The sequence below is a fragment of the Rothia sp. HMSC075F09 genome (genome assembly GCF_001810515.1).
GTDB lineage: Bacteria > Actinomycetota > Actinomycetes > Actinomycetales > Micrococcaceae > Rothia.
The window spans coordinates 95,447-115,017 of record NZ_KV801798.1 but is presented as its reverse complement, the minus strand read 5'-3'; the positions used below and the strand labels follow the sequence as shown (position 1 = coordinate 115,017).

Genomic DNA, 19,571 nt, shown 5'->3' with positions numbered 1-19,571 from the left:
AACCCACATGCTCGCACTTAACAACAGATTTTTCTATGGGATACCCCCGCCACGGTAGCATGTTCGCACATCTACCGGGGCGGGGTTTTTACGCGCCTTCTCACGCCTCAAAATTTATGAGCGTTTTTCCTCTTTTGACACCTTTTCGAGGCGACGTAAGCCACTTTGAACGCCTATCCTAGAGATATGGCTGAAAACATTGAATACCGCATTGAACATGACACCATGGGCGAAGTTCGCGTTCCGGCTGATGCACTCTACCGTGCACAGACCCAGCGCGCAGTCGAGAACTTCCCGATTTCGGGTCAGACCCTCGAATCCGCCCATATTCGTGCGCTTGCCCTCGTGAAGAAGGCAGCCGCGACCGCCAATGAGGAACTCAAGGTGCTCGACGCTGAGCGCGCCCAGGCTATCCGCGACGCAGCGGATCTGGTAGCAACCGGTAAGTACGACGCCCACTTCCCCATTGACGTTTTCCAGACCGGTTCCGGTACCTCCTCGAACATGAACACGAACGAGGTTCTGGCAACCCTGGCATCCCGTTCCCTGGAGTCTAAGGGTATTGAGGTTCACCCCAATGACCACGTGAACGCATCCCAGTCCTCCAACGACGTCTTCCCCACCTCCGTGCACGTTGCTGTGACCGAGGCTCTGGTGAAGGACCTGATTCCCGCTCTGGAGGTGCTCGCTGAGTCCCTGGAGCGCAAGTCCGCAGAGTTCAAGGACGTTGTGAAGTCGGGCCGTACCCACCTGATGGACGCAACCCCCATCACCCTGGGCCAGGAGTTCTCCGGCTACGCCGCAACCGTGCGTTACGGCATTGAGCGTGTGAACGCTTCCCTGCCCCGCGTGGCTGAGGTTCCCCTGGGCGGTACCGCTGTGGGTACCGGCATTAACACCCCGGACGGCTTCTCGGCTCGCGTGATTGAGCTGCTCGCTGAGGAGACCGGCCTGCCCCTGACCGAGGCTCGTAACCACTTCGAGGCTCAGGCTAACCGTGACGGCCTGATTGAGGTTTCCGGTCAGCTGCGCACCCTGGCGTACGGCCTGATGAAGATCAGCAACGACATCCGCTGGATGGGTTCGGGCCCGAACACCGGCCTGGGCGAGCTGCACATCCCCGATCTGCAGCCCGGCTCCTCGATTATGCCCGGTAAGGTCAACCCCGTGATTTGTGAGGCTACCATTCAGGTTGCCGCTCAGGTCATCGGTAACGACGCAACCATTGCTCTGTCTTCCACTAACGGCGCGTTTGAGCTGAACGTGGGTATTCCGGTTATGGCCGCTAACCTGCTGCAGTCGATCCGCCTGCTCGCTAACGTCTCTCGCGTTGCCGCCGAGAAGATGGTTGACGGTCTGACCGCTAACGTTGAGCGTTGCCGCTTCCTGGCTGAGGCTTCGCCCTCGACCGTGACCCCGCTGAACAAGCTGATTGGTTACGAGGCTGCTGCGAAGATCGCTAAGTACTCGGTGGCTCACAAGGTGACTGTCCGCGAGGCAGTTGTGGCTCTGGGTTACGTGGAGCGCGGCGAAGTGACTGAGGAGCAGCTGGATGCGGCTCTGGACGTCACCAAGATGCTGGGCAACTTCTAATCTCACTCGCTTGAACCTCGCCTGAGGTTCGCGGCTTAACCATAGAAGGAGGGGCGACTCGCCATGACGGCGGGTCGCCCCTCCCTCTGTATGTGTTCTCTGCTCCGTCAATGAGTTGGTAGCGGGTTCTCGCTATTGTTCAACGATATTAAACACTTTGAACTGTTTATAGTGGACCAGCGTGTAGATGAGGCAGAGTACAGCCGGGATACTGACGACAAGCGCAGCGTTGAAGGAGCCGAGATGGTCAAGCATCAGTGCTACCGCGCCCATGGAGTACAGCGTTCCTAGCCCAAACACGGCACCGTCAAGGGAGCTGGCACGCCCCAGTAGCTCATTCGGTGTAATGCAGTCACGCAGATTGTTGGAGAAGATGAAAGCTGATGCCCATCCTACGTCCAGGATGAAGAGCAGGGCGCCGAGCACTACAGGGTTATTGCTGACGGTGACGAGCGGTATTCCGAGCAGGGATACGACGTTGGCGACCAGTAGCATTCCTTGCGTGTTCTCAAAAGAGAGGAAACGATCGATGATGAGTGCCGCAACGATACCGCCGATACCGCTGCAGGCCATAATCATGCCTACCACTGAGGCTTCAAAAGTGAGCTCCTCATACAGGCGGTAAATAATGATGAGTGAATACGATGCCGTAGCTGCCGCCAAGAAGAACGTGTAGACAAGGATAAGTCTCTGCGGGGCACCGGAGAACATGTATTGGATACCGTCAAACATGCGGTGAATAAACCCATGTTGCGCGGTTTCGCGTTGCTCAGTTTTAGTTTCCATCTCTACGGATGGCAACGTTGCGTATGAAATAGTTGCCGCCCCGAAAAGGAGCACCGGGACGATAAGACCGACCGTTGCACCCGCGACAAGAACAATAAATCCTGCTGTAGGGGGCGCAATGATTGCGGATATTCCCTCGCAAATTTCACGACGTGCATTGTACGAAAGAAGGTTTTCTCGTCCGAGAAGCTGCGGAATATATCCTGCTTCTGAGGCAGCAGCCAGCTCAGAGAAGACACCACTCACAAATCCTAGTGCGGCGATGGCGAACCATGACAACATATGCTGCTCAATCATCAACGCCAAGGTAAGGATGCTGAGGATGTTTACTGCCCCGGCAATCACAATCATAGGTTTTCGAGGCAGACTATCCGATAGGGTTGCTAGTGGATATGCCAAGGCGATATTGGGGATTTGCATGGCTACCGCCATTACGCCAGCCAGCCCAATTTCGCCTGTACTAGCGAGAATCGCAATGGGTAGGGCGAAGGAATATATTCCTGTACCCACCAGAGAGCCAATAAGGGCTACGTAGATTCTCCAGGGTATTTTATGTGTTGTCATGCTTTGCTCCTTCCAGGACGCATCAAAATAGCGACCAAGAATTGCGATGAACACAATGAGCCTAGTTCACAGAAAAATGGCATGCCTTAAAGATTTATAGGCAGAGTAAAAGGAAAGCGACTACGCTCACCAGAACATCACGTGAACGAATCTTTCTCGGGTTACTGACTAATACGGGGCCGTCACTCCCAATGTAACCCGCGTCATATATAAAGCATCTCATGTACACCACTCATAACTCGATGCACAGGCACAACTTAAAGTAAAAAAGACAAAAACAAAATAGAACCACGGCAACATTTAGGCTTCCAGACCCCCACTCCCACAGAAAAACAGGAAGAACCACCCAATAACATGTAACAAACTGTCATAAAAATACTGGGAGGGGCGACTCGCCACGACGGCGGGTCGCCCCTCCTGCATATACACGCCTCAATCAGCGGCTTTTATTTAGTCCCAGTAGCCGGTCTAGAGTTCTTCCGGCGGCACCGACTCCAAACCAAAACGGCAGTGGCCATCATAGTTCAGCGCCGCATCAATACGGTCCAGCATCCGCTCCGAAAGCAACGCACGCTCCGCCGGGTCAGACACATCCGCCCAACGCACCTGCGAAGACTCCTCATCGTTCACCTTCGCCTCACCAGAAACCCAGCGGCACAAGAACGTATGATCCAAGAACTGGCAGCGGTCACCATTACCGAACTGCATCGGCGGGTCAGCCTTCACCTGCGCCAACTCCAGCACCTCAATCTGCACGTTCGCCTCCTCCTGCGCCTCACGCAGGCAGGTCAGTGCGGGGCTCTCCCCCGGGTCCACAATGCCCGTAATCGGGGTCCACGCCCCGTTATCGCTACGGCGCACCAGTAGCACCTTAGAATCCTGCTCACGGTACACCACAGCCGTCGCACCGGACAGCCATAGGTAATCCGATCCAATCTGCTCACGCAGCTTACGGATATAGGGAGGAGTAGGCATAACATCAACCTTTCAAAAGCCCCGGCAGTTCCGCCGAGAAATAGGTGCTAGAGAGCAGAGCGAACAGCCGCGAGCCGCACACAGAACGAGCCCGCCACTTAGCCGGACGGTCACCCTACTTCGGAATCTACCACAGAGAATACGCCGGAGCAGCCAACGCCACCAGCGCGCCCAGAAGCATAAACGGACCGAACGCAATGCGGGTGCTACCGCGCGCCTTCGTGAACAGAACCAGAGCCAAAGACACCAAGCCACCGGCAAGGAACGTCACCAGCGACGCCCAGCCCAGATTCGCCCAGGACAGGTACCCGAGCACGCCGCCCAGAATGCCGGCAAGCTTCACATCCCCGCGGCCCAGCGCGCCAAAAGACAGGATACGTAGAAGCAGGTAGCAGAACCACAGCACCAGACCGGCACCAATCACACGCCAAATATCGGCGGGGTGACCGGCAAAAAGCAAAGACACAGGCAGTGCCGTGTAGGTCGCAATAGCCAAAGGAATCAGGATGCGGTGCGGCAGACGGTGCTCCCGCACATCAATACGCCACAGCCGCAGGGCACACCACAGAAAATACAGTAGGTAGCTGCCGAGCACCAGAGCGGCAATAACGGAGGCGCCTCCAGCGTTGTAGAGGCGGGAAAGCTCAGCGAGCATAGAACGTCCATTCTGTATTGCTGGAGGCTGTACTACCGGCAGACTACTAGCCAGCGGCACTAGAGTACATAGGCGCTAGAGCATCTAAGTTCTAGGAACCGAAGCGGCGGGAACGGTTCGCGTAATCCCGCAGGGCACGCAGAAAATCAACGCGTGTGAAATCCGGCCACAGGGCGCGGCAGAAGTAAAACTCAGAATACGCACTCTGCCAGGTCATGAAACCGGACAGGCGCTGCTCGCCCGAAGTGCGAATCAGCAGGTCCGGGTCGGGCATATCGGCGGTGTACAGGTGCGAAGAAATATCCTCCACGCTCAGCTGTTCGGCAAGCGAGTCCAAGGATGCCCCCTCAGCGGCAGCCTCGCGCAGAACCGAGCGGACCGCGTCCACAATCTCCTGGCGGCCGCCGTAACCGACCGCAATGTTCACGCGAACACCGGGTAGGTGCGCAGTCTGCTCAATCGCCCAATCCAGGCGCTCGTGCAGCTGAGGAGGAATTAGGTCAATATTGCCGATGGCGCGCACCGGACCGCAGGCGGACTCCACCAGACGCACCAGAAATGCATCAATCACAGCGACCAGGCCGGTCAGCTCCTTCTCGGGGCGCTTCAGGTTCTCAGTGGAGAGCATGTACAGGCTCACCTGCGGAATCGACAGCTCAGTACACCAGGCCAGAAAATCAATAATTCGCTCCGCACCGGCGGCGTGGCCCTCACGGGTGCTCAAGCCGCGCTGAGCCGCCCAGCGGCGGTTACCGTCCACCAGCACTCCAATATGTGCCGGCAGGGATTCGGGGCTCAGCGAGCGCGCCAGAGCCTGCTCATAGATGGTAGGCTCAGTGACAGTGCCGGGGTTGCTGGCGTGGCCGTGCACAGTAATCACGGGCAGGGCGTTGGCGCTCATAGCTCATACCTCATTCGGCTGTCGTGGCAGATAATTCAGCGGGCTCATAACGAAAGAGTCCAAGCTCTTATTCTACGCCGCCGCGCCGTACCTTCGCGGCAATCAGCATCGCGGTTGGGCTGAGAATCGGCTCAAAATTTGTGGCGGCTGGTGGCGGTATCCGGGGTGCGTACAGGGGCTGCACGCATCGCGCGCCTAATAATAGTTGATGCCCTTCACCTACGACTCATATCGTGGGTGAAGGGCATCATTGTAACGCGCGGGGCGCTGCGCCCCAGCCTAGATAACGTAGTAGTCGCTCAGGCCCTCGTCCAGGCTAGATTCGGGCAGCTGAACCTCAGTATGCGAGGCGGCCAGCGTGTAGTCCTCCCAGGGCCAAATGTCCTTCAGCTGTTCACTGGGAACGGCGAAGAACACGCCGTTCGGGTCCACCTGCGAGGCGTGCGCGCGCAAAGCCTGATCGCGCTGCTCAAAGTGCTCGTGAACCAGGATGCGGGTCGTAGTCTCGTGGCGAGGTGCCTCCCCCGAGGAGGCGCGGTGCGCGAGGTTCTCAATCCAGCCGCTCAGCAGGCTCTCACCGTGCGTATCGAGCAGATGCTCGTGCAGGGCGAGGGTGCGTTCGGGGTTGAATGCGCGGTCGTAGTAGAGCTTCAGTGGGGTCCAGGGCTCACCCTCACCCACGTAGGCTTCCGGGTCGCCTGCCTTCTCGAATGCTTCCACGGCAACCTTGTGGGTCATGATGTGGTCGGGGTGCGGGTAACCGCCGATCTCGTCATAGGTGATGATGATGTGGGGGCGGTACTCACGCACCAGACGCACGAGCGGCGCGGCGGCACGGTCCAGGGGCATGGTGCCAAAGCTACCGAAGGGAAGCGGCGACATGGGGTCGCCCTCGGGCAGACCCGAGTCGAAGAAGCCAATCCAGCGGTGCTCAATACCCATAATCTCGCGGGCAGCCGCCATCTCAGCACGGCGCAGACCCGGCAGGTCGCGGTGCGCACGCGGGCTCTTATCGATCTCCTCGTTCAGGATGTCACCGCGCTCGCCGCCGGTCATCGTCGCCACCATGAAGCGGGCGCCACGGGCAATATACGCCGAGGCGGTACCGGCGCCCTTGGAAGACTCGTCGTCCGGGTGGGCGTGCACCGCGAGGATGCGCAGACCGGTGTAGTCCTCCTCCAGGGGTTTGAGGGAGTCCACGGGAGGGTGAGACGGCAGGTTTGCCTTCAGCTGTTCAATGGCTTCGCTCACGGTGGTCTCCTTTAGATGATGCGCCAGGGGGTCGATGATGTGTCTGTGACTCGCGAATACGAGCGCTACACGGCAGAAATTTTACGGTTGTAGCTTCTCGTATGATACCCAAGGATAGCGCCGGTGTACTAGCGCAGATGACGCCGTGTGACATCGTGAAACGTGCCGTCATATCAGCAGATTCACGGGCATGAAACAGGCTGATGCTGGCGGAGTGTTCAGCTACCGGCGTGCGTACCGACGAAGATGCGTTCAGAGGGGAAGATACGACCGGCATAACAGCCGAAAATCCTCCGGTGCTCTAGAATAGGTCTGTTGATTCATTCCGTTACCGGTACCGCCGCGCATTGAACGCGGCACGCGGTAGCGGGTTTATTCGTTTCGCACCGGCAACGCCGGCGCATAAGCAAAGGACACGCATGGCTGAAAACACCGGTGCCTGGCTCACTCAGGACGCCTTCGACCGCCTCACCCAGGAGCTGGAGTACCTCTCCGGCCCGTACCGCCAGGAAATTGTTGACCGCATCGCGCAGGCACGCGATGAGGGTGACCTCCGCGAGAACGGCGGCTACCACGCTGCACGCGACGAGCAGGCTAAGAACGAGGCACGCATCAAGCAGCTCAAGCACCTGCTGGAAACCGCGCACATCGGCGATACTCCCGCTGACGACGGCGTGGTAGAACACGGCATGGTCATCGAAGCTGAGGTTGCCGGCCGCACCCTGAAGTTCCTGCTCGGCTCCCGCGAAATTGAGGACACTCTGCCTGCAGGTAGCGACCTGAAGGTCTTCTCTGAGAAGTCCCCCCTCGGCGCAGCAATTATGGGTGCTAAGCAGGGTGACGAAGTCACCTACACCGCTCCGAACGGTAAGGAACTGAGCGCCAAGATTATCTCCGCAACCCCCTACCAGGGCTAAGAAGTTAGAGCTAAGAGACAGCGCTAGATTTAAAACAAACAGTGCGGGGTGCTGACTATAACGGTCAGCACCCCGCACTGTTTTTTGTCTGCCTGCGTGCGCCTATCTGGTTGCCTCCACCCTTCCGATTCGAGGCAACGCTATAGCTCGTCGGCTAATAAATATATCGGCTTAGTAGACGATGATGGGCTTGAAACCCTCATCCTCCAGGGCAGAAATCACCTGGCGGCAATGCTCCACGCCCTTGGTTTCCATGTCGATGGTAATCGACACATCACCCATGGACAGCGAACCACCCACACGGGTGTGATCCACACCGGTCACGTTCGCATCATTCTCAGAAATAATGCGGGAAATGGTCGCCAGCTCACCCGGACGGTCAGACAGCATCATCTTCACGGTCATGTAGCGGCCAGCCGCAGACAGACCGCGCTGAATCACCTTCAGCATCAGCATCGGGTCAATATTGCCGCCGGAAAGCACGCACACGACGGTACCCAGGTCGCCGTACTCTTCCTTCAGCTTGCCGTTCATCAGCGCAGCCACGGGCACCGAACCGGCAGGCTCCACCACAAGCTTGTTACGTTCCATCAGGAAGATCAGGGCGCGAGCGATATCGTCTTCACTCACGGTCGCCACATCGTCTACCAGCTCCTTGATGATGGAGAAAGGCATCTGACCGGGGCGGCCCACCGCAATACCATCAGCAATGGTGGAAACCTTCTTTAGCGGCACCAGAGCATCCGCAGCCAGCGACAGCGGGTACGCCGCCGCGTGCTCCGCCTGAACACCAATAATCTTGATCTTCTTACCGAGCTTCTGCTCCTTCGCGCGGATAGCAGCGGACAGACCAGCCAGCAGACCGCCGCCGCCAACACCCACAATCACGGTGTCAACGTCCGGAACCTGCTCCAGGATTTCCAGACCGATGGTGCCCTGGCCGGCAATAATGTCTTCATTGTCGAAGGGGTGCACGAACACCGCGCCGGTCTCTTCGGCGTAGCGCTTCGCCTCCGCCAGAGCCTCATCCACGGTCAGGCCGTGCAGCTCAACCTCAGCGCCGTGATCGCGGGTTGCGGTAATCTTAGGCAGTGCCGCACCCAGCGGCATGTAAATGCGAGCCTTAATGCCCAGACGGTCAGCAGCCAGAGCCACACCCTGAGCGTGGTTACCTGCACTCGCCGCCACGACGCCGCGCTTCTTCTCCTCCTCGGAGAGCTTTGCCATGCGCACATACGCGCCGCGCACCTTGAACGAACCGGCGCGTTGCAGGTTCTCACACTTGAAGAACACCTCGGAACCCAGGCGCTGGCTCAGGGCACGCGAATGGGCGACCGGGGTGCGTTCAATAACGCCTTCGAGCAGCTCTGCGGCACGTTCAATGTCGGTGAGGGTCACGGGCAGGGAGTCGAGATCTACGCTCACGGGTTTTCCATTCTGACGGTGCGTTGTCCCGCGGGCGCGGGATGGTGATGTATTGCTCATCCCATTTTAGAGGATGGGTACAGCGAAGGGGGCTACCCGGTCGCAAGTAGCCCCCTGGCGAGACACCGCCGTAGACGGCATCGCGGCCGGCGGTATCGCCGGGACGAGTTAGCGGTGCGTTATCGAGGGTGGCGGGGTGCCCTACGCCAAAACCTCCCGCTCGATGCAGGCCCCTAGTCTTCGGAGGAGTCCGAAGCCTCGGAAGCCTGGTTCTCAGGCTCCTCAGCCTTCTGACGGCTCGGCACCCGGGAGGCCAGATTCTTGACGCTCTCCTGCCGTTCCTGGGCCTTCTCCTCAGCCTGCTCGCGGCGAGCCACCTCGTGCGGGAAGAGGAACTCCTCCTCACGAGGCGCCTCCTTCTCCCAGTCACGATTCGCCAGGTAACGCACCACCGCGTTGACCACAGCCAGAGTCGGCACGGCGAACAGAGCACCCACCGCACCAAAAATCATGGAGCCACCAGCCACCGAGAAAATAACAGCCAGCGGGTGCAGGGAGACAGCCTTACCCATAATGAGCGGCTGCAGAATGTTGGATTCGAGCTGCTGAACCAGCAGAACAATACCGAGCATAATCAGCGCCTGCACCGGGCCCAGAGCAACCAGCGCCAGCAGCACAGCCACAGCACCGGAAATGAGGGCACCAATCACCGGAACGAAGGAGCCGAGGAAGACCAGCACACCCAGCGGGATAGCCAGCGGAACACCCAGAATTGCGGCACCAATACCGATGCCGATAGCGTCAATAGCCGCCACCAGAATCTGAACGCGCACGTACGCACCCAGGGACTTCCAACCCGCGCGACCCGCACCGTTGACTGCGGCACGCGCGTCCTTCGGGAAGAGGCGAGTGACGAACAGCCAGATACGCTCACCCTCCATCAGGAAGAAGACCAGGGTAAACAGGGTCAGCAGGGTGCCGGTTGCAACCTCAGCCGCAGTCGAACCCACCTGAGACACACCGTGCAGCACGGAGCTGGGGTTATTGGTTACAGCGCTCTCCATCTGTTCCAGCAGCTGGTTCAGCTGGTCTGCACCGAACTCGTAGCCGAGGTTCTTCAGCCAACCAATCAGCTGCTGGTAGCCCTGCATCGCCTTATCCGCCATGGACACAAAACCGCGCAGAATCTGCTGACCGGTCAGCGAAATAATACCGGCGAGCACCAGAATCATACCGATTTCGGCAATAGCCGCCGCGCCACCGGCACGAACGCCCTTCTTACGCAGAAGCATCACGGCGGGGCTCAGCAGAGCCGCCAGCAGCAGAGCCACCAGAAGAGAAATAACCAGCAGGGAGACGTGCCCCAGGCCCTTCCAAAGGATCCAACCGGCACCGGCAATCATAATGATGCGCCACGCCCAAGCACCAGCAACTTCCATAGCAAAAGGCACCCGGTAGCCGCGCTCCTCCTCGGCTACATGCTCTTCTGCAACAGGTGTAATTTTCACGGTGTCTCCAAATCGTTATCGGTGTCGCGCCCGCGCGGGGCAGCTTCGGCTGCCCCAGCGGAGGCGGTATGTGGTGATGTTGTTGCGCCCCTCCCCTGCGCCTCGATACATCGGGGAAGTAAAGCGGCAAAGGCGGCGGCACCATCACGGTACCGCCGCCTCAAAGTGAGCTTTAGTCGTTTCTAAAGATGCTTGCCAGGTACATGAGAACACGCAGGATCTCAACATACAGCCAGACCAGAGAAGCGGTCAGGCCGAAAGCAAGGCGCCAAGACTCACGCTCGGGCAGGCCAGCCTCCACAGCCTCGGAGGTGGTGGTGAAGTCCAGCAGCAGCGAGTAGGTTGCCAGCGCAACAGCGAACAGACCAACCACCAGGCCCAGCGGAATACCACCAATAGAGAAGCTGTTCAGCGAGGAACCGAAGATACCCGCGGTCAGCATGGACACCAGGCCGTAACCCAGGTAGCTGAGCGCACCAATCATGAAAATCTTATTCAGCTTGGGGGTGGTGCGAATCTTGCCGTTGGCGAAGAGAGCCAGGGTCACACCCGCAACCACGAGGGTTGCCAGAACCGCCTGAACTGCCACGCCGGGGTAGCGCATATCCACAACAGCGGACAGACCACCGAGTAGCAGACCTTCCATGAGCGCGTAGGTCATGACCAGAATCGGGGAAACCTTCTTCTTGAAGGAGTTCACCAGACCCAGGACCAGACCGCCAACCATGCCCAGGAGCAGCAGCACCGGTGCATTCCATGCAACAGCGGCACCGACAGCGACCAGGCCCAGGTTGATACCGGTCTTAACCAAGACATCGTTCATGGTCAGGCGCTCACCGGCGGGGATGGGCTCCGAGTAGGTGGGGGCTGCTACGCCGTAGTCAGCCTCACCGTACGGCTGGCCGTACTGTGCCTGCTGACCGTACTGGGGCTGACCATACTGCTGGCCATAGGGCTGCTGGCCGTAGGTGTTCTGGCCGTAGCCCTGCTGATCATACTGCTGACCGTACTGGCCATAGGTCTGCTGCTGACCGTACTGTGCCTGCTGACCGTACTGCGCCTGCTGGCTGGTCTGCTGCGGCTGCGCACCAAAACGACCGAAACGAGAGTCACCCTGAGTGACATTCTTCGTCATTGAATTCAGAAGCGGGTTTCCCGCCATCTTTCTCTCCTTAAACGGGTACAAAACTAATTCTGTTAATTATATCGGATAGATTCTGTGCTCACGGGCGCTGTTCGTTACCAGCATGGGCTTCTAGCGACCTTGCCAGAATATTTCAGGGCGGTGTTTACCTGAGGTTCACCCAGGCCCGCGCCGCCCCGCATGCAAAGGCTTCTGCGCGTCTCTTTGTGAAGCGTCTAGTGCGAAGCTTCCAAACGGTCCAGGAGCTGTTCCAGATACTCCAGAACTGCCTGTTCCTCGTTCGAGCCAATCACCTCATCAGCAGCATTTCGCACAACCTCCGGGGCATTAGACATGGCAACACCCCAGCCCGCGTAGCGGAGCATTTCCATGTCGTTCTCACCGTCACCGAAGGCAAGAATGCCCGCCGGATCAGCATCCAGACGCTCGCACAGGTCCTCCAGACCGGTCGCCTTATTGACACCGGTACGCACCAGATCAATGGCACCGAAGCCGCTAACCATCGGAGTGACGGTCTGCGGAAGAACCTCACGCAGGTAAACGCTCAACTGCTGCGTCTGCTTAGGCGGAGTCAACAGCGGGAACTTAATGGGTGCACCCTCAAAATCCCCAATAGAGTCAACCATGACCGAGCCGGGGAAGAAGAACGCCGCAAAGTCCTCCAACGTGAGGGTTTCGGGAAGCTCCTGACCGGTGTCTTCAAAATAGCCGCGAATCATGTGCACAATCTGGTCGCAACGGTCCTTGGGCAGGTAGATACCTTCGGTGGTGCAAACCAGCAGACCGATCTGATCCAATCCCTGCACTACCTCAATAATGCGCGGCACGTCCTCTTCTTCAAAGGGATGCACGGCAAGCTTGCCATTCTCATCAGCAAGGTATGCACCGTTTTCAGCGATATAGATAAGACCTCGTCCTTCAAAGCCACGCATATAGTCCTGCAGCTTGGCGTAGGTGTTTCCGCTCGCCACAACAAAGTGAATTCCCTGCGCCTGCAGGCGGGATAGGATGCGCGAGAAACGTTCGGTGTCGAAAGTTTTGGAGTCGGTGAGGAAGGTGCCGTCCATATCGACAGCAATGATGGAGGGTATAGTCTGCATGCTGTGCCTTTCTGACTCTGCTGCCCCATTCAGGCTGGGGTGCATCTGTGGCTGCGTCTCTTCTAGGGTCTCACGTTTTTGAGCTCCGGAAGACGGTATGCGGGCGTTTTTGAGAGTGGAGCCCACGGGTACCATCGCTTCCTTCGAGCAGGTGGGCATCCCCATGGCAACCGAACTGGTCGGGGGCATCGTCTTTTACCCCCCCCCAAAAAAAACCCAGACATGTAAACCTTCAAACACGCGAGCGGCGACTCCTCCCCTACGGGAAGAGCCGCCGCCTATCTATACCGCGCATCTACGCGTGTCTATGCAGTGCCCCCACTGGGACTCGAACCCAGAACACAAGGATTTTAAGTCCTCTGTCTCTGCCAATTGGACTATGAGGGCGTATCCCGAACAGTCCGGGACACAAATATTTATTATTCCACGAAAACGCACCCGAATCTAAGCAGAGACACATTTCAAACAGTTCCCCGCACCCCACCGCAGCAAGCATCACGCAAAAGCGCTGGTGGGGAGCTAAGCTAGACAGCTCGCAAGCATCCAGGCGCAAAATAGGCGGTGCGGAAGACCAAAGTCTTCCGCACCGCCCATTGCTTTTATCTCAAATGCGCTATCCCAGGGGCGTACCCCTAAGTCAGGCTATTTTAGAGCTTTGCCTTCTGGCGTGCCGGTGCAGTACCGGTTGCTTCCTGGAATGCCAGGCGCGGGGAACGCTGGTGGCGAATCGAGGAGGTGTCGCGACCGAAGATCTGGTTCAGAGCCCAGGTGGTCATAACGCGAACGGTACGCTCGGTGGTGGGGATTGCAGAGCCGTGGTAGCCGCGGTGCATGATCCATGCCAGCGGGCCGCCAATGGTCTTGCCCTTGAAGTTTGCAACGCCCTTCCACAGGCCCAGACCTGCCACAACACCAATGGTCTCGTGGTAGTAGTCGGTCAGGGGCTCGCCGCGGCGAGCAGCCAGCAGGTTCTTAGCCAGAACAACAGCCTGGCGGGAAGCGTGCTGAGCGTTGGGAACGCAGAAGCCGCCCACGCCGCCACCGGAGAGATCCGGAACAGCTGCGTTGTCGCCTGCAGCCCAAGCACCCTCAACCACGCCGTCGTCGCCGGTGACGCGCAGGTCTGCGCTCACGCGAACGCGGCCACGCTCGTCAATCGGGAAGTCGGTGTTCTTCAGCATCGGGGATGCTGCCACGCCTGCGGTCCAGATCAGGGTGTCGGTCTTGATCTCGCCTGCGGGGGACTTGTCAGCCATGTTAATCAGCTGCAGGTTACCGTCGGTTGCGTCGGAGAGGGAGGTGTTCAGCAGGATTTCGATGCCGCGCGCACGCAGCTCTGCAACGACCTTCTCTGCACGGTCTGCGGGAACCTCGGGCATGATGCGCGGTGCAGCCTCAATCATGACGAAGTGCAGGTCAGAAACGGAAAGACGCTCGTTGCGCTCAACAGCAACGCGTGCCATGTCTTCGAGCTCGGAGATGGTCTCAACACCAGCGAAGCCACCACCAACAACAACGAAGGTCAGGGCGCGGCGGCGTGCCTCAGCGTCGGACAGCATGGATGCAACCTCGATGCGGTCCAGAACCCAGTTACGAACGGAGACTGCCTCTTCAATGGTCTTCAGACCGATAGCGACCTCTGCCAGACCCGGAATCGGGAACGCGCGGGTCACAGCGCCTGCGCCGAGAACAATCTCGTCGTACTTCAGCTCGAAGGGCTCACCGTTGTCGGTGGGCTCAACAACAGCGGTGCGGTTTGCGTGGTCGATGGAGACAACGCGGCCGGGGATCAGCTCGGTGTCGCGCAGGTGCTGGCGCAGCGGCACAGTTGCGTTACGGCCTTCCATGGAACCTGCTGCAACCTCGGGGAGGAAGGGCTGGTAAGTCATGTAGGGGTTCGGCTCAACGATGGTGACGACGCCACCGGTCTCCTTGATAGCCTTCTGAATCTTCTTAGCAACGGTGAAGCCGACGTAGCCGCCACCGACGATCAGGACGCGAGGACGGTCCTGTGCCACCTTAGTGAATGCCATTTTGTTACTTCCTAGTCTTTAGGTACCGAGGTTCGGTAGCCCCGGTAGGTTGATATGTGCAACTTTCGGCTCGTTCCGAAAGCTCCCCTGACGAACAAAGCGGCTCGCTCTGGAAGTCCTTGCGCAACGCGAAGTGGCTAGCAGCACGAGCCTGTCTATCACATACCTGTTGTCTTTTATTTTACGCCTTTGTTTAGGTGATTTCGCACTTATGGCCCCTTTGAGCTGACCCTAAGTTAAAAGTTTTGAAGATATGAACAGGGTTCATCTCGTGATGTGGATTACGGTCTAAATCACTCTTTCCGTTTTTTGCGCGGTATGTTCGATATTTTCGTTTATTGGGGTGTTCCCCCGTCGAAAGCCAGCCCCCGCATCACAAAGCCCGGGACTAACTCAAAAGTCAGCCCCGGGCGAACAGAAAAACGCAATCAAACGATGCTAACGAGAGGTCCGGCGAGCGCCCCGACGTGAACCCTGATGAGAACCCGGATGATGCGCCGCCGCACGAGCCATCCGCGCAGCCTCACCCGCACTTACATGCAGCCTGTGCAAACGATGCACCGAACCAGCCGTAATAATCGTCAGCCACAGCGTCAAAGCCGCCAAAATCACCGGCGGCAACCAGCCACGATCCTCCGGAGGGCGACGCGCATCCGGCGCAGCCGCCTTCACAATGCTCTCACCCTCCTCATGGACCGGCGCAGCATCGCTAGGAGTCGGATCGCTCACCTGCTGCTTACGGTGCACAGCAATCCACTCAGAAATCGAACCCAACGGATTAGCCGTCACCGTAGGCGCCGCCAAAGCCATCGCATCCTGCGGATTGAAAATACCGTAACCATACAAAGGGTCACGGCCCGTCGCACCAGCATCATCAGCCGAAGCAATCAAACGCTGAGCCAGCTGAGCCGCAGACTCCTTCGGATACTTCTGCTTCAACAACGCCGCAACACCCGTCACCAGCGGGGCAGCAGCCGAAGAACCAGACCAAATCATGTACCCGTTACCCGGAGCAGCCGCAATCATATCCGTACTCGGAGCAACCACAGCAATCGAAATGCCCTGAGTCGACGACCCTTCAGCAACAGCCTTCTTCCGGTCAATACCGCCCACGGTCAGCACGCCAGGAATCGTCGCCGGAGCACCAACCTGCGTCAAGCCGCTACCGCGGTTACCCGCAGCCGCAACAATCAGCACGCCCTTCTGCTCAGCGTAGGCAAACGCCTCATCCCAGCTCTGCGGCCAGCTCGTCTTATTCGAGCCAATGGACATGTTAATAATCTGAGCCCCATTATCGACCGCGTAACGCACCGCCGCCGGGATCTGCTCATCAATGCTCTTACCGCCGGTCGTACCCATATTCAGCGAAATCGGCAGAATCTTCGCATCGGGAGCTACACCAATCACACCGGTCGGCTTACCCGGCTGACCTGCAATTGCAGAATAGCCCCGCGTATCGTGACCGTGACCGGCGATCAGAGAAGCGACCTCCGTGCCGTGCATCGGCTCAGCGCCCAGGCCCTTCCAGCCGTCCTCGCTACCAACACCCGAGGCGTCATAACCGCGCAGAACATTACCCTCAAGATCCGGGTGGGTACCGTCCACGCCCGTATCAATCACAGCAACCGTCACGCCCTTACCCGTAGCCTGCGACCACAAGGACGTAATGCCGTACTCCTTCAGCCAGTACTCACGCTGACGGACATCATCACCATTCGTGGTTGACGCGCCCTGACTCGGAGTCGCAGAAGTCTTTGGCACCGCAGTACCCGACGGCGAAGGAGTCGCCGTCACCTCCCTCTTAGGGCTCGGCGACGCAGAAGCAGAAGGCGTCGGGTCAGTCGCCCAAGCGGCAGGCGCCAGCGGAGTCCACAACGGCAGAAGAGTCAACGCGGCACTAGCGCCCAAAGCTGCAACCTTAGGGATGCGGCGAGTAGCGCCTCGGTCAGAACCAACCGAAGCGCGCACACCAAATACACGAGACGCACAGGCGAAAGACGGCGCAACAGACCAGCCGGGCAGGGGCATACCTCGCCGACGCTCAGAATGGAACATTAAAACTCCTCAAGCTGAGCCGCGCCGCGAACCACCATCGGTTCACGGCGCGAGCGCTCAAGCCTACAGCTGGGACAGAGCGATACCGTCCAGAATGTCGTGCTCGCTGACGGTCACCGAATCCACGGCACCATCAGTCATCTCATTCAGACGGGTCAGGATGCGAGCGTAAATCGTCGCGCCGGCACCAATCACATCCACCCGGCCGGGGTGCATGTAGCCGAGCTCCTCACGCTCGGCTCGGCTCAGCGAAGCCAACCAGCGGGCGGTCTTCTGAACGGTCTCTACGGAGAAGCTTTGAGCGTTAATAGCCTCAGAATCGTAGCGGTCCAGACCCAGCGCAGCGGCAGCCACAGTGGTCGCGGTGCCAGCCACAGCCACCACACGGCGTGCATCCTGCAGGGGCACAGTCTTACGAGCCACCTCGAGAGCCTCGTCAGTATCAGCCTCAACACGGGCAATCTGCGAGTCAGTCGACGGGGCGCTCATCATGTGACGCTCAGTCAGACGCACACAACCAATATTGACGCTGCGGGAAGCCTTCACACCCGACTCGTCACCGAGCACGAACTCAGTCGAACCGCCACCCAGGTCGAACACCAGGGTATCGCCATCACCGTAACCGACAGCGCGCACCGCACCAGCAAAGGACAGAGCAGCTTCCTCATCACCGCTGATAACCTCGGGCTCAATACCCAAAATCTCGCGGATACCGTCCACAAACACCTGACGGTTACCCGCATCGCGAGTCGCACTGGTCGCCACAAAACGTACCGAATCAGCGCCGTGCTCCTTCAGCAACTGCGCGTACTCACGAGCCGCAGCGAAAGTACGGTCCAGCGCCTCCTGCGCCAGCCAGCCGGTCGCGTCCACACCCTGACCCAGACGCACAATGCGCATCTCACGCACAACGTCCTTCAGGACGGTCTTCTCGACCCCGTCCACCACCTCAGTAGTGGAATCAGCAATCAGCAGGCGAATAGAGTTCGTACCGCAGTCAATCGCTCCAACGCGCACGGTGGGTTCCTTTCAGGTCTTCAATACCAATCAGTGCCAAAAGGCAACGCGAGCGCCGTAGGCGAAAAATTTTCGCTTTTCGGCGCTCTTTCTTCTATCTATTATGCGCCCGCACCGTCCTTCAAGACGATGCGGGCGCACCAGAATCAATATTTAGGCTTCTTCACGCCACGCGGGGTCGCAGGAGCAGACCTCGGGGGTCCACCACTCGGCGATAGCGTCCAGGCCGCGGTCACCCATCGGGTTCACGCCGCGACCCACCGACAGAGTGTGGCCGATAACAGCGTGCAGGCACTTCACGCGGGTCGGCATACCGCCGGCAGAGATACCGTCAATCTCCGGGACCTCTTCGGTGCCGCTGATCAGGCGGATGCGCTCACGCTCAGCCAGGTAGTTCTCGTGTGCGGCAGCGTACTGTGCCGCCAAGTCGGCGTCCTCAGCCAGCGAGTCGGTCATCTCGTACATCAGGCCGCCCGCCTCCAGACGGGAAGCCGCAGCGGTAATCACCGGATGCGCCAGGTAGAACACGGTCGGGAAGGGGGTGCCGTTGCTCAGGCGCGGCGCGGTCGCAGCCACAAGCGGGTTACCGCACACGCAGCGTGCCGGAATCTCAACCACGTCGCGGACCTTACGGCCCAGCTGCGCGGAGAGAACGCGGATGTCCTGCTCGGTGGGGGTCAGGGTTTCAACAGTTACGCCGAAGCCGCCGGGGGTGCGTGCCTTCAGCTCTTCAATGGTGTTTTCGGTGCTCATAATCCTAAGTTCCTGGAACGAGGGGTCACCTCGTCCGCTTGTGCCGGGTGCTTGCCAAGGCAGGGTTCCTGCCGGTGGCTGGGGCTAGTTCTTCTCGAGAGAATTCCAAACCTTCGTGGTCCAGGCTTCCTCGGGGGCGTTCTTCGCGTTCGCAGAAGTACCGTCCGCCTTCGTGGAGTCCTCGGTAATGCCGGTGACCACGTAGGGGGTGTCGCCGGGGTTCACATAGTAGAGGCGGCTACGTGCCTGCTGACGAACGTAGTTGTCGTCGTTCCACCAGGTCTGCTCCGCCTTCAGCTGGGCGTTCTCCTGTTGCAGCTGGGAAATGTGCGTGTTGATCTGCTTGATTTCCCGGTCCTGGTCAATGTAGGTGACCACCGGGTATGCGGTACCGAGCGCAATCACGCCCACCACAACAGCGGTCAGGAAGCTACGACCGGAGAACATATGAGCCGCCACGGGGGCATCGTATCCGCCTTCTTCACTGCCCTGCTGGGCTGCGGCGCGGCGGCGGGCACGCTCCTCACGGCGAGCCTGCGCCTGACGTTCACGCTCGGGGTGGCGCTGGTTCAAGCCCACGCCGAAGAAAAGGGCACTAGCCTTTTTCATCAGGGAGGTGCGGGCTTCCTTAGCGGCGCCACGCGGCGCATCGGAGGCGGTAGCGCCCTGAGCGGGTGCAGTGGAACTCGTAGAGTGCGACCGGGTCTGCTGGTTTGCTCGCTGGCTCATTGCTCTATCCCTCGTTCCGTTCTGTGCCGCTAAACGCTTCCTTCATATTCTACCGGGTTCGGAGGGCTTCCCCAGCTCTATGTTGCAAGCGATACATTCTACCCTGCCACGGCATACCTGAGCTGATAGATCGCGCACAGAGAAGGAGGCGGTGCCACTCCCCTA

The 19,571-nt window shown here is 59.1% G+C and carries 16 protein-coding genes and 1 tRNA gene; 2 read left to right on the top strand and 15 right to left on the bottom strand.

Annotated elements, in window-relative coordinates:
- Nucleotides 1–186 precede the first annotated feature (186 nt).
- Complete coding sequence (locus HMPREF2749_RS07920; protein ID WP_070594012.1) at nucleotides 187–1,593, top strand: class II fumarate hydratase; 1,407 nt, start codon at nucleotides 187–189, stop codon at nucleotides 1,591–1,593.
- 132 nt (nucleotides 1,594–1,725) lie between these two features.
- Here the strand turns inward: HMPREF2749_RS07920 and HMPREF2749_RS07915 are convergent, their stop codons facing one another.
- The 5 genes from HMPREF2749_RS07915 to mca form a co-directional block, all read right to left on the bottom strand.
- Nucleotides 1,726–2,997, bottom strand: coding sequence for an MFS transporter (locus HMPREF2749_RS07915; RefSeq protein WP_239662235.1), 1,272 nt, complete (start codon nucleotides 2,995–2,997; stop codon nucleotides 1,726–1,728).
- 414 nt (nucleotides 2,998–3,411) lie between these two features.
- Complete coding sequence (locus HMPREF2749_RS07910) at nucleotides 3,412–3,918, bottom strand: NUDIX hydrolase (RefSeq protein WP_049341532.1); 507 nt, start codon at nucleotides 3,916–3,918, stop codon at nucleotides 3,412–3,414.
- A 127-nt stretch (nucleotides 3,919–4,045) separates the two neighbouring features.
- Nucleotides 4,046–4,573, bottom strand: coding sequence for a prepilin peptidase (locus HMPREF2749_RS07905; protein WP_049341530.1), 528 nt, complete (start codon nucleotides 4,571–4,573; stop codon nucleotides 4,046–4,048).
- Between the two features lie 91 nt (nucleotides 4,574–4,664).
- Nucleotides 4,665–5,474 carry a polyprenyl diphosphate synthase gene (gene uppS / locus HMPREF2749_RS07900; RefSeq protein ID WP_049346793.1) on the bottom strand — a complete coding sequence of 270 codons (810 nt, stop codon included), beginning with the start codon at nucleotides 5,472–5,474 and terminating at the stop codon, nucleotides 4,665–4,667.
- A 279-nt stretch (nucleotides 5,475–5,753) separates the two neighbouring features.
- Nucleotides 5,754–6,725, bottom strand: coding sequence for a mycothiol conjugate amidase Mca (gene mca, locus HMPREF2749_RS07895; protein WP_049346795.1), 972 nt, complete (start codon nucleotides 6,723–6,725; stop codon nucleotides 5,754–5,756).
- 419 nt (nucleotides 6,726–7,144) lie between these two features.
- Between mca and greA the strand changes: the two genes are divergently transcribed.
- Nucleotides 7,145–7,642, top strand: a complete 498-nt coding sequence (greA, locus tag HMPREF2749_RS07890) for a transcription elongation factor GreA (protein ID WP_044150727.1) — start codon at nucleotides 7,145–7,147, stop codon at nucleotides 7,640–7,642.
- Nucleotides 7,643–7,813: 171 nt separating this feature from the next.
- Here the strand turns inward: greA and ilvA are convergent, their stop codons facing one another.
- The 10 genes from ilvA to HMPREF2749_RS07840 form a co-directional block, all read right to left on the bottom strand.
- Complete coding sequence (ilvA, locus tag HMPREF2749_RS07885) at nucleotides 7,814–9,067, bottom strand: threonine ammonia-lyase (protein WP_070594011.1); 1,254 nt, start codon at nucleotides 9,065–9,067, stop codon at nucleotides 7,814–7,816.
- 233 nt (nucleotides 9,068–9,300) lie between these two features.
- Complete coding sequence (locus HMPREF2749_RS07880) at nucleotides 9,301–10,575, bottom strand: AI-2E family transporter (protein WP_070594009.1); 1,275 nt, start codon at nucleotides 10,573–10,575, stop codon at nucleotides 9,301–9,303.
- 172 nt (nucleotides 10,576–10,747) lie between these two features.
- Complete coding sequence (locus HMPREF2749_RS07875) at nucleotides 10,748–11,737, bottom strand: Bax inhibitor-1/YccA family protein (RefSeq protein ID WP_049346804.1); 990 nt, start codon at nucleotides 11,735–11,737, stop codon at nucleotides 10,748–10,750.
- 197 nt (nucleotides 11,738–11,934) lie between these two features.
- Entirely contained in the window at nucleotides 11,935–12,819 is an 885-nt protein-coding gene (locus tag HMPREF2749_RS07870) for a Cof-type HAD-IIB family hydrolase (RefSeq protein WP_083301094.1), read from the bottom strand.
- A gap of 313 nt (nucleotides 12,820–13,132) precedes the next feature.
- A tRNA-Leu gene (locus HMPREF2749_RS07865) sits at nucleotides 13,133–13,206 on the bottom strand.
- A 260-nt stretch (nucleotides 13,207–13,466) separates the two neighbouring features.
- Nucleotides 13,467–14,852, bottom strand: coding sequence for an NAD(P)/FAD-dependent oxidoreductase (locus HMPREF2749_RS07860; RefSeq protein WP_070594006.1), 1,386 nt, complete (start codon nucleotides 14,850–14,852; stop codon nucleotides 13,467–13,469).
- 438 nt (nucleotides 14,853–15,290) lie between these two features.
- Nucleotides 15,291–16,907 carry a S8 family peptidase gene (locus HMPREF2749_RS07855; protein WP_070594005.1) on the bottom strand — a complete coding sequence of 539 codons (1,617 nt, stop codon included), beginning with the start codon at nucleotides 16,905–16,907 and terminating at the stop codon, nucleotides 15,291–15,293.
- A gap of 63 nt (nucleotides 16,908–16,970) precedes the next feature.
- On the bottom strand, nucleotides 16,971–17,924 hold the full coding sequence (locus HMPREF2749_RS07850; RefSeq protein WP_049338698.1) for a Ppx/GppA phosphatase family protein: 954 nt from the start codon (nucleotides 17,922–17,924) through the stop codon (nucleotides 16,971–16,973).
- 153 nt (nucleotides 17,925–18,077) lie between these two features.
- Entirely contained in the window at nucleotides 18,078–18,677 is a 600-nt protein-coding gene (locus HMPREF2749_RS07845) for a DUF501 domain-containing protein (RefSeq protein ID WP_049352121.1), read from the bottom strand.
- 84 nt (nucleotides 18,678–18,761) lie between these two features.
- Nucleotides 18,762–19,406 (bottom strand): septum formation initiator family protein, encoded by a 645-nt coding sequence (locus HMPREF2749_RS07840; RefSeq protein WP_049362338.1) that lies wholly within the window; start codon nucleotides 19,404–19,406, stop codon nucleotides 18,762–18,764.
- Nucleotides 19,407–19,571: the final 165 nt, after the last annotated feature.

Bases quoted from the DNA above. Each gene is read 5' to 3' on its own strand.
- HMPREF2749_RS07920 (WP_070594012.1), top strand. From the start codon at position 187: ATGGCTGAAAACATTGAATACCGCATTGAACATGACACCATGGGCGAA.
- HMPREF2749_RS07910 (WP_049341532.1), bottom strand. From the start codon at position 3,918: ATGCCTACTCCTCCCTATATCCGTAAGCTGCGTGAGCAGATTGGATCG.
- HMPREF2749_RS07905 (WP_049341530.1), bottom strand. From the start codon at position 4,573: ATGCTCGCTGAGCTTTCCCGCCTCTACAACGCTGGAGGCGCCTCCGTT.
- uppS (WP_049346793.1), bottom strand. From the start codon at position 5,474: ATGAGCGCCAACGCCCTGCCCGTGATTACTGTGCACGGCCACGCCAGC.
- greA (WP_044150727.1), top strand. From the start codon at position 7,145: ATGGCTGAAAACACCGGTGCCTGGCTCACTCAGGACGCCTTCGACCGC.
- HMPREF2749_RS07875 (WP_049346804.1), bottom strand. From the start codon at position 11,737: ATGGCGGGAAACCCGCTTCTGAATTCAATGACGAAGAATGTCACTCAG.
- HMPREF2749_RS07870 (WP_083301094.1), bottom strand. From the start codon at position 12,819: ATGCAGACTATACCCTCCATCATTGCTGTCGATATGGACGGCACCTTC.
- HMPREF2749_RS07860 (WP_070594006.1), bottom strand. From the start codon at position 14,852: ATGGCATTCACTAAGGTGGCACAGGACCGTCCTCGCGTCCTGATCGTC.
- HMPREF2749_RS07855 (WP_070594005.1), bottom strand. From the start codon at position 16,907: ATGTTCCATTCTGAGCGTCGGCGAGGTATGCCCCTGCCCGGCTGGTCT.
- HMPREF2749_RS07845 (WP_049352121.1), bottom strand. From the start codon at position 18,677: ATGAGCACCGAAAACACCATTGAAGAGCTGAAGGCACGCACCCCCGGC.
- HMPREF2749_RS07840 (WP_049362338.1), bottom strand. From the start codon at position 19,406: ATGAGCCAGCGAGCAAACCAGCAGACCCGGTCGCACTCTACGAGTTCC.